Source organism: Paraburkholderia sp. BL6669N2 (genome assembly GCF_003387275.1).
Lineage (GTDB): Bacteria > Pseudomonadota > Gammaproteobacteria > Burkholderiales > Burkholderiaceae > Paraburkholderia.
In genome coordinates this window covers 1,728,267-1,740,821 of the sequence record NZ_QUNA01000002.1, presented here as the reverse complement: position 1 = coordinate 1,740,821, position 12,555 = coordinate 1,728,267, and the positions used below count along the sequence as shown (strand labels likewise).

Below are 12,555 nucleotides of genomic sequence, written 5' to 3'. Positions count from 1 at the left end.
TTATTCGCTCCCCGCGGCAGCCGGAGATGGCCGTCAGGAGCCTCGACAGGCTCTGCAAGATGGCATCGACATCGACAAGCGCCGGTAGTGTAGCCACCGAACTGGTCCTGAAGACCATCGCGCCGCGCGCGCCGGCCCATTTGCTGATGCGTGAGCGGCTGGCCGCGCACGCGTTGCACTTCGGCGATCAATCCATCGCTCTTGTGCAAGCGCCGGCTGGGTATGGCAAGACTTCTCTGCTTGCGCAATGGCGCCGGGAAACCCTGGCGCGTGGTGCCGCGGTCGCCTTCCTTTCAGTGGATGAGCGGGACGATCCTCAGCGGCTCCTGCAAGGGCTCGTCCATGCCATGCGGGCGGGCTGCGCGCGCCCCGCGTTCGGACGATTGCTGCTTGACGGCGCCGTGGGGTCGGTCGGCGAACTGGACGCCGTGACCGCCTGGCTCGCCGAAGTCGCCCAATTTTCGGGCGATGTTCTGTTGATCGTCGACGAGGCCGACCGTCTACCCGAAGCCGGCCTCACTGCGTTGATCTATGTCTTGCACAATGCCCCGCCGAATCTTCACGTTGCCGTTGCCGCGCGCCGCAGAATCGATACGGCCGTTGCCGATCTGATCGCTTACGGGCAATGCATCCTGGTCGATCCCGAGATGCTGTGTTTTCGTCTCGAAGAGACGATTGCACTGATCGCCAACCGGTTCGGCTCGCGTTTCGACGCCGACGCGTGCGCGAGGCTGTTCGAGTTGACGGATGGCTGGCCGCTTGGGTTGCAGCTCGCAATGGCGGCCATGGCGCGCGCCCGGGATCCCCGGCAGGTGGTGCAGACCATGGCGGCCAATCAGGGCGGACTGCGTGAACACCTTGTCGGGACGCTGATCGCGGAGCTTTCGTCGGAAGATACCGATTTCCTCACGCGCACCAGCCTGGTGGATTCGCTGCACCCGGAACTTTGTCAGGCGTTGACCGGCGATCCACAGGCACCGGAGCGGCTCGCGCGCCTCGTGCGTGAGACGCCCGTGTTCGTCACCTCCGAAGACGGCGCATGGTGCTGGCTGCACGCACTTGTGCGCGACGTCCTGCAAGGCCGCCTCGCTCATGTGCCCGCCGCCGAACGGGCCGCGTTGCATGGTCGTGCTGCTGCCTGGCTGACCCGGCACGGCATGATCGAACAGGCAGCAAGGCATGCTCACGCCGCGGGCCAGCACCAGACTGCCTACGAACTGGCGGAGCGCTGCCTGCATGACGCAGTCAAGGAGGGACGCCTGACGGCGGTTCTCGAATGGCTTGATCTGCTCCCCGCGGATGAACTCGAGCGACGTCCACGCTTGTTGTTGGCAGCGGCCTGGGCGTTGGCGCTGGGTGAGCGGCACAAGGAGGCGGAACTCCAGGTGCAGCGCGTCCTCGCCAGCCCTGGCGCCGACGCTCAACTGCGTTACGAATGCGCGCTCATCCTATGCGCGGCCGCCTATTACGCCGATGAGATCGACCGGTTCGTCGAGCTGTTTGCGCCTTGGGCCGAGTTCGCTCCCGCCGCCGATTCCTGGCTCGCCCAGGTTCATGCAAACCGCCTCGCAGTACGTGCGATTCTGCTCGGTCAGCCCGCGCAGGCGCGTCGGTTCCAGCTGGCGGCAAAGCGGGCCGAAGTCGGCAAAGGGATCGGTTACGTGGTGCGCTGGGCCGATTACATCGTGAGCTTCAGCTACGTATGGGAAGGCCAGCTTGTGCTTGCCGAGGAGGTACTCCGTCCGGCGCTGGCAAGCGCGGAAGCGGACCTTGGCCGCCGTCATCCGCTCTCGTGCATGTTTGCCGCGACGTGCGCTGCGCTGAGCTATGAAGCCGATCGGGTCGACGAGGCCGCCGCGCTGCTGGCCAATCGGCTTGACATCCTGGAGCGAGGCGGCACGCCAGACACCGTGTCCCTCGCGTACCGCACCGCGGCGCGTATCGCAGCGGTCAAAGGCGACGAACACCGGGCGTTCGATCTCCTCGAGGCAATGTACGCGATGGGTGTGAGCCGGCGCCTGCCGCGTCTGTGTATTGCCAGCATGGCGGAACAGGTGCGTATTCACGCCGGTCGCTATCGCGCCCAAATGTGCGACGCGCTGGTGCGCCGTATCGACGCTATGGTGACGGAGGAGGGACCGAAAAGAGGGCCGCTGTGGAGGCAGTCGGTCGGGCTGCTGGTCGGGTTGGCGCATGCCGGCGCAGCCATCGCGGCGCGTCGCTGGCAGCAGGCGCTCGACGACCTCGCGCAGGCCGGCGAGGCCGCTCTGGCGATGAAGCTTGGTCGATATCAGATTGAAGTCATGGCGATGCGCGCCTTCGCGCTGGAGCAGTCCGGCGCGAACGGGCTCGCATTGCTTCGCGAGGCGATGAATCTCGCGCAGACTTTCCGTTTGACCCGCACGCTGGCCGACGCGCATCCTGCCCTCGCCGACTGGGCGCGGCGCGTCAGCGAAGAGCAGCCCGAATCCGGCGAAGTCGCTCACGCGATCGCGGCAGCGCGCGTCGCCGTGCCGCCACTGGGTCGCCAGGCCACCGTGCCGCGAGCTGTGCCGAGCGTTGTGCTGACGCCCAAAGAGCGCGAGATCCTCGAGCTGCTGGCGCGAAATATGTCGAACAAGGAGATTGCGGCTGCGGCCGCGGTGGGAGAGGGCACGGTGAAGTGGCACCTCAAGAATCTCTTTGGAAAGCTCGACGCCAGCTCGCGAAAGCATGCGGTTCGAAGAGCGTTGGTGCTGGGTTTGCTCGAAGGCGCATAAGTTCGCGCTGCGCGGCGCGCTGTTCACCGAGATGTTCTGCCCCTCCCGCTTTGGGAGGGGCCTGTACGAGCTCCTTTACGTATTCTTCCCTGCACGACGCGCCACAATGCGGCGAATTCCGTCACACCTACGCGACTTGAGTTCATTGCGGGGAAGGGCTGGCTGGCCGCAGTCGAAACAAAACTATCAGGAAGGAGACAAAATGAAGATGAAACTGATCGGCGCGGCAGCGCTCGCCACATTCGCCTGCGCCGCTCAAGCGCAATCTTCGGTGACGCTTTACGGCATCCTCGATTCGGGCTTTCTGTATCAGAGTACTGCCGCAGCGTCGTTTAATCCGAAGGCGCCGAATACGGGATCGGTGTACCGGCTCAAGGACGGCGGCATTTATTCGAGCCTGTGGGGAATCAAGGGTAGCGAAGATATCGGCGGCGGCTATCACATCAATTTCAGGCTCCAGGGTTCGTTCGACAGCAGCACCGGCAAATTCGGCCTTAGCGATACACCAGGTGTCGCGGCTGCGTTCAACCAGTTTGCGACCGTCGGCGTATCGGGACCGTTCGGCACGTTCAACGCGGGCCGGCAGATCATCCCGATGATCTATGCCATGGCCGAGACGGATGTACGGTCCTCCCAATACTTCGGCAGTATCCTGACCGCGTGGCTGGGTATGAACCAGTCAGCCGGCTGGCCGGGCACCAGCACCAATGCGCCAATCGGCGCACTCTATGACAGCAACGCGCTGGTTTACCAGTCGCCCTCTTTCGGCGGCGCTTCGATCGGATTGGAGTACGCACCCGGCGGCGTGGCAGGGCAGTTTCAGGGGGGGACGCGCGAGTCGGCCGTGCTCAAATACGCGAACTACGGTCTGAGCCTGTCCGCTGTGTACTACAACGGACACGATACGAATCCGGCTCCCGGTGCGCCGTTGACCGGGCTCGACAACAACCAGTTCGTGTATCTCGGCGCACTTTATACGCTCCACGGATTCTCGGTGTCGGCGTCGTACAGCAACGGCAGGAATCCTGCGCATTCCAATCAGGTCAATATCGATCTGTTTTCCGCGGGCCTGGGTTATCGCTTCAACCCGACGCTTCAGGTGACTTCGGGTCTCTACTACCTGAAAGACAAGAATAATTCGGCAAATCGTTCGACGGAAATTGCGCTCGGAGCCGAATACAAGCTCTCCGTCAGAACCATGGTTTACGGTCAGGTCGGTCACGTCGTGAACAAGGGGACCATGAACCAGACGATCGTCTACGGTCAGCCGGTGGCTCCAGGCCTGACAACGACGGCGGCCATGATCGGCTTGCGCCATAGCTTCTGAACCAACGGCGCATGTGGCGTTGTGCCGTGTCGCATGGGCCATCGCGGCATCCGGTTGCACCACGACACGTTACGTTTTCACTTGCGGTGGCGACTGCGCCAGTCACGGGGCGTCAGACCAAAACGCTTCTGGAACCAGACCGTAAACGCCCCCTGGTTTGTGTAGCCCAACAGGGCTGCGACCCGGCCGATCGGATAACGCGGGTTGAGCAGGTAGCGCACGGCGAGATCGCGCCGAACTTCTTCAACGATGCCCGAGAAGCGGGAGCCGGCTGAATCAAGCTGGCGCTGCAGGGTGCGCACGGTCAGATTCAGTTGTCGCGCCACCAGTTCGATTGAAGCCTGACTGAGGGGCAATAGCAGGTAAATCGTCTTGCGCACGTCCAGCGCAATAGAATCTGCCGCCGTATCGTTGAGCGGGTTGGCAAGGCTTTCCGCATAACGGACCAGCACGGGGTCTGCATTCGGATTCGGATAATCGAGGTCCGCTGCCGCACAAACGAATCCGTTGAAGTCGCTTTCGAATGTGATCGGACAGCCGAAGAACCGGCGATGGAAGGTCAGGTCAGGCGGCGCCGCATGGGTGAAATGCACACTGTGCGGTTTCCAGTGGGCACCGAGGAGCGCGCTGGAATGGCGGGCCAGCACGCCGACGGCCAGTTCGATCGCCTGGACTGTCCGGGTGCCCGGTTCGGCCACAATCTCTTCGCGGATCGTCACCGTGTCGCCGGTCGTTTCGACGTAAACACCCAGCGCTTCGTTGAGCAGATAGCGGTACTGCGCCGCCGCCAGCAGCACCTCGCGGAGCGTGCGCTTGTGGGCGAGCAGAACGTTGACGACGCCACTGCCGAACTGCTGGCGGGTTTGCGCGATCCGCAGCCCCAGTGTCAAACACGACGCTTCCTCCGCAGTCGCTTCGAGCAACCGGCAGGCGCCGTCAGCCGGAATCCGTTCCTCGGGGTTCGCCAGCGCCACGGCGTCGAGACCGACTGCCTGCACAAGCTCGTAGGGGTTCAGACCCAAGCCTCTCACCACGTCGAAATACCCGTGCAGTGTCGACGACCTCACCATGCTTTGCATTCGATCTCCTTCCATTCCTCACGCGCGAAGTCCATCGGCGCGGGATTGGTGTTAACGCGCGGTGTCGTCAAATCATAAAACAATGTCGTCGGAAACGAAATCCGTATCGCCCGATTGCCGTATCTTCGCCTTACTGATTTATTTCCTGACGCGTCGACATGCACCCGGCGCCGAAGAAAAACATCCAACTATTTCTGGAGGAAACGATGCAATTTCTCGACGACTCGCTGCACCCGGAGAATCAGCACAAGGTAGTCATTACGACGGCTCCGTACGGACCGGAATGGGCGCCAGAGGATTTTCCCGAAGACATTCCGGTGACGATGGAAGAGCAGATCCAGAAGGCCGTCGACTGCTACAACGCGGGCGCGACCGTGCTGCACCTGCACGTGCGCGAGCTGGATGGCAAAGGCTCGAAGCGCCTGTCGAAGTTCAACGAACTGATCGCGGGCGTGCGCGCCGCCGTGCCGGACATGATCATCCAGGTGGGCGGCTCGATCTCGTTTGCACCGGAAGACGACGGCCAGGCCGCGAAGTGGCTGTCCGACGACACGCGTCACATGCTGGCCGATCTCGACCCGAAGCCCGATCAGGTGACGGTCGCGATCAACACCACGCAGATGAACATCATGGAATTGCTCTATCCGGAGTACCTGGAAGGTACGTCGCTGGCCAATCCTGCGCTCATGGCCGCCTATAGTGAAATGACGGTGCCAGCGGGACCGGCCTGGGTTGAGGAACATCTGCGCCGCCTGCAGGCATCGGGTATCCAGCCGCACTTCCAGCTCACCGGCATTCATGCGCTCGAAACGCTCGATCGCCTTGTACGCAAGGGCGCCTACAAGGGGCCGCTGAACCTGACGTGGATCGGCATCGGCGGCGGCTTTGACGGTCCGAACCCGTTCAACTTCTTCAACTTCGTCCACCGTGCGCCGGACGGCGGCACGGTCACGGCCGAGTCGCTGTTGAAGAACGTGTTGCCGTTCAACATGATGGCGATGGCCATGGGCCTGCACCCGCGCTGCGGAATCGAGGACACGATCATCGACCAGCACGGCAATCGGATGAGCTCGGTGCAGCAGATCGAGCAGTGCGTGCGCGTGGCACGCGAACTGGGCCGTGAAATCGCGAGCGGCAAGGAAGCGCGCGAGATCTACAAGATCGGCGTGCAATACAAAACGGTGGACGAAACCCTCGCGGCCAACGGCATGGCGCCGAGTCGCAAGGCAGGTGTGAAAAACCTGCCCCTGCGCGCCGCGTAACAGGGTGGGACTCGCCAACGGCACGATATTCCGCGTCGATGGTGATTGAAGAAGGAGGCTCCCCGGCTCGCATCGGGGGGCGACACAAATATCGGCCCCTTTTGTCCATCATGGGAAGAGGGCGCCGGACGCGCGAGACGCGGAGGAGACGAAATGCTTTTACAGCATGCCGAGCCCACGACGGGCGATGTTTCAGCAACACAATCCGGGATACCGGCCTACGCATGGGTGGTATGCGCGCTCACGATCGGCCTGCTGCTTTCCGACTATATGTCGCGCCAGGTTCTCAACGCGGTCTTTCCGTTTATCAAGTCCGCGTGGAATCTCTCTGACACGAAGCTCGGCTCGCTCAGCAGCGTGGTGGCGCTCATGGTTGGCGTGCTGACCTTTCCGCTTTCGGTTCTCGCGGATCGCTGGGGCCGCGTCAAAAGCATCGTACTGATGGCGGCGCTGTGGAGTCTCGCGACGCTCGGATGTGCCATCTCGACGACTTACGGCGAGATGTTGCTCGCACGCGCGTGTGTCGGTATTGGCGAGGCGGCCTACGGAAGTGTGGGCATCGCGCTAGTCCTGAGCATTTTTCCGCCGCGTCTGCGCGCCACCCTCACCGCCACTTTCATGGCAGGTGGCGCATTTGGCTCCGTGATGGGCATGGCGCTGGGCGGCGCTGTCGCGACCCGCCTTGGATGGCGCTGGTCGTTCGGCGCGATGGCTTGCGTCGGTATCGCGCTGGTTGTCATTTACCGTTGTGTTGTCACGGAGAAAAGGCTGGCGACACTGCAGCCGGCGACCGCCGGGCACAAGGGTAACCTTGGCGTGCGGATGAGCTTCCGCGCGCTGATGAAGGGGCTGTTTTCCACGAAGGCCGTTGTTTGTGCCTACGTGGGCAGCGGTATGCATCTGCTCGTGCCGGCGGCCGTGTGGTCATGGATGCCGAGCTTCCTGAATCGCTATTACGGCATGGCGCCGGATAAGGCCGCCGTGCATGGTGCGGTGTTCGTACTCGTGACCGGCCTTGGCATGATCGTGTGCGGCTGGCTCTCCGACCGGCTCAACAGGAAGGTTGTACAAAGAAAGTGGCTGACCGCGATCGTGTACTGCCTGTTGTGCTGCGTCCTGCTCGGCATCGCTTTCCAACTGCCGGCCGGCCGGTTGCAACTCGTCCTGATCGGTTGCGGCATGTTCTTCTGTGCCGGCGCGACGGGGCCTTCGGGTGCCATGGTGGCGAACCTTACCCCGCCGTCGATCCACGCTTCAGCATTCGCCACCCTGACACTGGCCAACAACCTGCTGGGGCTGGCGCCTGCGGCTATTCTCACGGGCATCGTCGCAGACCGGATCGGCTTGCTCGGCGCTTTGCAACTGGTCCCGCTGGCGCCGCTGTTCGCAGCGATCGCGTTCGCCATTGGCCGTCGCAGCTACAGGCGCGACCTCGACCTCGTGAATACGTTACGTGAGAAGGCCTCGCTCTGAGCGGCTCCCTCGTGCTTGCCGCGTCGTCCGCCTGATGATGCGGCGGCGCGGTCGGTTAAATCCGGTCAACAAAGCAGTACCTGGACACTTTGCGGTAATCGACGCCTTCGCCGGGACGTAACGTTCTCCGGCAGGCGCATTCCCTTCTGTAAATCGAGCAGTAAACTGGAGAACGAATCATGGCGAAAGCAGTCCGCTTTCATGAAACCGGCGGCCCTGAGGTCTTGCGTTACGAGGACGTTGGAGTCGGCGATCCGGGGCCGGGGCAGGTTCGTCTGCGCCATGAGGCAGTGGGCCTGAATTTCGCGGACACCTATTTCCGCTCCGGACTGTATCCGGTTCCACTGCCTGCCGGCATGGGTGTGGAAGCAGCCGGCGTGGTCGAAGCAGTGGGCGAGGGCGTGACGAACGTCGCGACAGGTGATCGTGTCACCTACACGGGCTTTATCAACACGCTTGGCGCCTACAGCACGGAGCGCCTGTGTCCGGCGGCACCGCTGATCAAGCTGCCTGATGGCATTACCTGCGAGACGGCGGCAGCCATGACGATGCGCGGCTTGACCTCGTCGTATCTGATGCGGCGCATCTACGACTTCAAACCCGGCAATACGATTCTGCTTCATGCCGCCGCGGGCGGCGTCGGGCTGATCGTATCGCAGTGGGCCAGGCTGCTGGGGCTCACGGTGATCGGCACGGTTTCGAACGAAGCCAAGGCGGAAGTCGCCCGCGCGCATGGCTGCGAACACACCATCAACTACAGCCATGAAGACGTCGCCGCGCGCGTACGCGAACTGACCGATGGCGTCGGGGTCAATGTGGTGTTCGACAGTGTCGGCAAGGATACCTTTGAAGCGACTCTGAATTCGGTCAAGCGCCGCGGCCTGATTGTTTGCGTCGGCACGGCATCGGGGCCGATACCGGCATTCAATCCGCAGATCCTGGCAATGAAAGGATCGCCGTACCTGACCCGTCCGGCGCTCGCCGACTACATCGCCGACCCCGCCGAAAAGTCGGACCTGGCCGGGGAAATCTTCGGCCACGTTGCGGCTGGCCGCATCAAGATCGAGATCAACCAGCGCTATGCGCTCGAAGATGCCGCGCAAGCGCACCGTGATGTCGAATCGCGCAAGACAACGGGTTCATCGGTCTTCGTCATCTAAGGAGGGCACCATGCTTGTCGAACAACTCACTAACGCCATTGGCGCCGAACTGGTGGGTGTCAAGCTCGCCGACGCGATCCACGACGACGGCCTCTTTGCAGAGATCCGGGCGAACCTGCTCAAGCACCGTGTCCTGTTCCTGCGCGATCAGGACATCAGCCGTGCTGAGCATGTTGCTTTCGCGCGCCGCTTCGGCGAGCTGGAGGACCACCCGGTCGCGGGCAGCGATCCGGAGCATCCGGGCCTCGTGCGAATCTACAAGTCGCCGGATCAGCCCAACGACCGCTACGAAAACGCATGGCATTCCGACGCCACGTGGCGCGAAGCCCCGCAGTTCGGCGCCGTGCTGCGCTGCGTGGAATGCCCGCCCGTTGGCGGCGACACGATGTGGGCGAACATGGTGCTCGCGTATGAGAACCTGCCCTCGCACGTGAAGGAGCAGATCGCCGACCTGCGCGCACGTCACAGCATTGAAGCGAGCTTCGGCGCCGTGATGCCGATCGAGAAGCGGCATGCCTTGAAAGCCCAGTATCCCGACGCCGAGCATCCGGTCGTGCGCACGCACCCCGAGACGAGCGAGAAAGTGCTGTTTGTCAATGCGTTCACCACGCACTTGACGAACTACCACACGCCGGCGCGCGTGCGCTTTGGCCAGGACGCCAATCCGGGCGCGTCCGATCTGCTGCGTTATCTGATCAGCCAGGCGTACATCCCGGAGTACCAGGTGCGCTGGCGCTGGAAGCCGAACAGCATCGCCATATGGGACAACCGCTCCACGCAGCACTACGCCGTGATGGATTACGCGCCGTGCCATCGAAAGATGGAGCGAGCCGGAATTATTGGCGACAAGCCGTACTAACCTGAAGGACTCCGCGTCGTGACGCTCAATACCGCACCTACCGTACTCGTCGTGCCCGGTCTGCGTGACCATGTCGCCGAACACTGGCAGACACTGCTGCAGGCTCGTCTTCCCAAAACGGCTTCGGTGCCGCCGCTCGAGCAGGACAAGCTCAGCTGCGCGGCGCGCGTCGCGGCGCTGGACGAGGCCATCGCGAAGATCGATGGCCCGATCGTACTGGTCGCTCACAGCGCCGGCGTCATGATTACCGTGCACTGGGCGCGGCACCACAACCGCCCGATCCAGGGGGCGCTGCTGGCCACGCCGGCGGACCTCGAAGTTCCCATGCCCGCCGGTTATCCGACGCTGGACGTGCTCGAAGAACACGGGTGGCTGCCGTTTCCGCGTAGACCGCTGCCGTTCCCGAGTATTCTCGGCGCCAGCCGCAACGATCCGCTTGCAGGGTTTGATCGCGCTGCCGGTATGGCGGCAGACTGGGGCAGCCGTCTCGTTGACCTCGGCGAAGTCGGGCACCTGAACCCCGCGGCCGGCTATGGCGACTGGCCACAGGCGGACACCCTGATCCGCGAGCTGATCTGACATGGAACCCATGTTGCGTCGGGCCCGTGATCGGGAGAACAGATAATGTCACGCCAGATACCGGTCGGATCAGCCGATGAACTCGCCCCAGGACAACGCAAGCTGGTCTTCGTTGAGGGTCGCAGTGTCGTGCTCTTGAACGTCGACGGTGAACTCTGCGCCGTCGACAACGCCTGTCCGCACAACGGCGCATCGCTTGCAGGCGGGCAGATCGAAGGGCGCCTGCTTCGCTGCCCCGCCCACGGCCTTCGTTTTGACGTCGCGACCGGTTGCATGCCGGGCAAAGGCGGTTTGAGTCTTGTGACCTTTCCCATCCGGAACGTCGCCGGCAGGCTCGAACTCACCGTCGACGACATCACGGCAGGTCCGTGTCACGCGCAATCCAGCTGAATCTGGACAAATGAGGAAGATAGTCATGTATGGTTTGATGATGCAGCAACCGCTGCTGGTCGCATCGCTGCTCACCCACGCCGAACGGCATCACGCCGGGCAGGAAATCGTGTCGCGACGGGTCGAAGGCGACATTCACCGCTATCGCTATCTCGATCTTGCGCAACGCGCCAGAAAGCTGGCCAACGCCCTTGCCGGGCTCGGCATTGCTCAGGGCGAACGCGTCGGTACGCTGGCATGGAACGGCTACCGCCACATGGAGCTGTACTTTGCGGTGTCGGGTTCCGGCGCCGTACTCCACACGCTCAACCCCAGGCTGCACGTCGATCAGATCGCCTACATCATCGATCATGCCGACGATCGCGTCATCTTCTTCGACCTGACCTTCCTCCCGCTGATCGAGTCTGTCGCATCGCGTATCAAGAGTCCGAAGGTATTCGTCGCGATGACCGACCGCGCAAACATGCCGGCAAAACACGACCTGCCGGTCATGTTGCTGTGCTACGAAGATCTCATCGACGGTCACAACGACGACTTCGCCTGGCCGCTCCTCGACGAGAACCATGCCTCTTCCCTGTGCTACACGTCAGGGACCACCGGCAATCCGAAAGGGGTGCTGTACAGCCATCGTTCAACGCTTCTGCACACTTACGCAGCGGCATTGCCCGATTCACTGAACTGTTCGGCGCGCGACGTGATCCTCCCGGTCGTCCCCATGTTTCATGTGAACGCGTGGGGTCTGCCTTATATCGCATGCATGGTCGGCGCCAAGCTCGTGTTCCCGGGTCCCGCTCTCGACGGAAAATCGCTCTATGAGCTGATCGAGGCCGAACAGGTCACGCTCTCCGCCGGTGTCCCGACTGTCTGGCAGGGACTGCTTCGACATGCGGCCGAGCGTGGCACGACGTTTACCTCCATGCGCCGCACGATCGTGGGAGGCGCGCCGTGCCCGACGGCCATGACCGCGGAATTCCAGGAGCGCTACCAGGTCGACGTCCTGCATGCGTGGGGGATGACGGAGCTGAGCCCGGTCGGCACGGTTTGCAGCTTCAAAGGGCACCACCTGTCGTTGCCGGCGCAGCAGCGCTACGCTATCCAGGCCAGGCAGGGCCGCGCCGTGTTCGGCATCGACATGCGAATCGTGGGCCCGGACGGCAAGGAGTTGCCATGGGACTCTCAGGCAACGGGCGACCTGCAGGTGCGCGGGCCGTGGGTGACGTCCGGTTACTTCGGCGGCGAAGATGCGTCGCCACTATGCGATGGGTGGTTTCCGACCGGTGACGTGGCGAAGATCGATCCCGACGGCTTCATGCAGATCACCGACCGCAGCAAGGACGTCATCAAATCCGGCGGGGAATGGATCAGTTCGATCGACATCGAGAACGTGGCCTGCCTGCACCCGGGAGTGGCGAGCGCCGTGTGCATCGCCGCGAGGCATCCGAAATGGGACGAGCGCCCGTTGCTGCTGATCGTAAAGACGCCGGAGAGCGCGCTTGGATCTGACGAGTTGCTCGAATTTTTTGACGGCCGGGTCGCGAAGTGGTGGAAGCCCGATGCCGTCGTGTTTGTAGAAGCCCTTCCTCTCGGTGCAACCGGCAAGGTGCTCAAGAACCAGTTGAGGGATCAGTTCCGGGACTACTACCTGACGGCTTGACGCGCGCGCAACA

The 12,555-nt window shown here is 62.9% G+C and carries 10 protein-coding genes; 9 read left to right on the top strand and 1 reads right to left on the bottom strand.

Features of this window, described 5'->3' with window-relative positions:
• The first annotated feature begins 59 nt into the window (after positions 1 to 59).
• Both B0G80_RS30280 and B0G80_RS30275 read left to right on the top strand, forming a co-directional pair.
• Entirely contained in the window at positions 60 to 2,759 is a 2,700-nt protein-coding gene (locus B0G80_RS30280) for a LuxR C-terminal-related transcriptional regulator (protein WP_116121621.1), read from the top strand.
• A 202-nt stretch (positions 2,760 to 2,961) separates the two neighbouring features.
• A complete protein-coding gene (locus tag B0G80_RS30275) occupies positions 2,962 to 4,086 on the top strand; it encodes a porin (RefSeq protein WP_106277905.1) in 1,125 nt (374 codons plus the stop codon).
• Between the two features lie 77 nt (positions 4,087 to 4,163).
• On the opposite strand, the gene B0G80_RS30270 is transcribed toward B0G80_RS30275, so the two are convergent.
• Positions 4,164 to 5,165, bottom strand: coding sequence for an AraC family transcriptional regulator (locus B0G80_RS30270; RefSeq protein ID WP_116121620.1), 1,002 nt, complete (start codon positions 5,163 to 5,165; stop codon positions 4,164 to 4,166).
• Between the two features lie 206 nt (positions 5,166 to 5,371).
• On the opposite strand from B0G80_RS30270, the gene B0G80_RS30265 reads away from it, so the two are divergent.
• The 7 genes from B0G80_RS30265 to B0G80_RS30235 all read left to right on the top strand — a co-directional run bounded on the left by B0G80_RS30265 (position 5,372) and on the right by B0G80_RS30235 (position 12,542).
• Positions 5,372 to 6,427, top strand: coding sequence for a 3-keto-5-aminohexanoate cleavage protein (locus tag B0G80_RS30265; RefSeq protein WP_116123771.1), 1,056 nt, complete (start codon positions 5,372 to 5,374; stop codon positions 6,425 to 6,427).
• A 153-nt stretch (positions 6,428 to 6,580) separates the two neighbouring features.
• Entirely contained in the window at positions 6,581 to 7,900 is a 1,320-nt protein-coding gene (locus tag B0G80_RS30260) for an MFS transporter (RefSeq protein ID WP_116121619.1), read from the top strand.
• Between the two features lie 179 nt (positions 7,901 to 8,079).
• Positions 8,080 to 9,060, top strand: coding sequence for a quinone oxidoreductase (locus B0G80_RS30255; RefSeq protein WP_116121618.1), 981 nt, complete (start codon positions 8,080 to 8,082; stop codon positions 9,058 to 9,060).
• Between the two features lie 10 nt (positions 9,061 to 9,070).
• Positions 9,071 to 9,919, top strand: a complete 849-nt coding sequence (locus B0G80_RS30250; protein WP_116121617.1) for a TauD/TfdA family dioxygenase — start codon at positions 9,071 to 9,073, stop codon at positions 9,917 to 9,919.
• Positions 9,920 to 9,937: 18 nt separating this feature from the next.
• Complete coding sequence (locus B0G80_RS30245) at positions 9,938 to 10,498, top strand: alpha/beta hydrolase (protein WP_116121616.1); 561 nt, start codon at positions 9,938 to 9,940, stop codon at positions 10,496 to 10,498.
• Positions 10,499 to 10,543: 45 nt separating this feature from the next.
• Positions 10,544 to 10,888 (top strand): Rieske 2Fe-2S domain-containing protein, encoded by a 345-nt coding sequence (locus tag B0G80_RS30240; RefSeq protein ID WP_116121615.1) that lies wholly within the window; start codon positions 10,544 to 10,546, stop codon positions 10,886 to 10,888.
• A 25-nt stretch (positions 10,889 to 10,913) separates the two neighbouring features.
• Positions 10,914 to 12,542: a 3-(methylthio)propionyl-CoA ligase gene (locus B0G80_RS30235; protein WP_116121614.1), complete on the top strand. Its 1,629-nt coding sequence runs from the start codon at positions 10,914 to 10,916 to the stop codon at positions 12,540 to 12,542.
• The last annotated feature ends 13 nt before the right edge of the window (positions 12,543 to 12,555 follow it).

What these genes read in the sequence shown, in the direction of transcription:
- B0G80_RS30280 (WP_116121621.1), top strand. Translation starts at nt 60, where the DNA reads ATGGCATCGACATCGACAAGCGCCGGTAGTGTAGCCACCGAACTGGTC.
- B0G80_RS30275 (WP_106277905.1), top strand. Translation starts at nt 2,962, where the DNA reads ATGAAGATGAAACTGATCGGCGCGGCAGCGCTCGCCACATTCGCCTGC.
- B0G80_RS30270 (WP_116121620.1), bottom strand. Translation starts at nt 5,165, where the DNA reads ATGCAAAGCATGGTGAGGTCGTCGACACTGCACGGGTATTTCGACGTG.
- B0G80_RS30265 (WP_116123771.1), top strand. Translation starts at nt 5,372, where the DNA reads ATGCAATTTCTCGACGACTCGCTGCACCCGGAGAATCAGCACAAGGTA.
- B0G80_RS30260 (WP_116121619.1), top strand. Translation starts at nt 6,581, where the DNA reads ATGCTTTTACAGCATGCCGAGCCCACGACGGGCGATGTTTCAGCAACA.
- B0G80_RS30255 (WP_116121618.1), top strand. Translation starts at nt 8,080, where the DNA reads ATGGCGAAAGCAGTCCGCTTTCATGAAACCGGCGGCCCTGAGGTCTTG.
- B0G80_RS30250 (WP_116121617.1), top strand. Translation starts at nt 9,071, where the DNA reads ATGCTTGTCGAACAACTCACTAACGCCATTGGCGCCGAACTGGTGGGT.
- B0G80_RS30240 (WP_116121615.1), top strand. Translation starts at nt 10,544, where the DNA reads ATGTCACGCCAGATACCGGTCGGATCAGCCGATGAACTCGCCCCAGGA.
- B0G80_RS30235 (WP_116121614.1), top strand. Translation starts at nt 10,914, where the DNA reads ATGTATGGTTTGATGATGCAGCAACCGCTGCTGGTCGCATCGCTGCTC.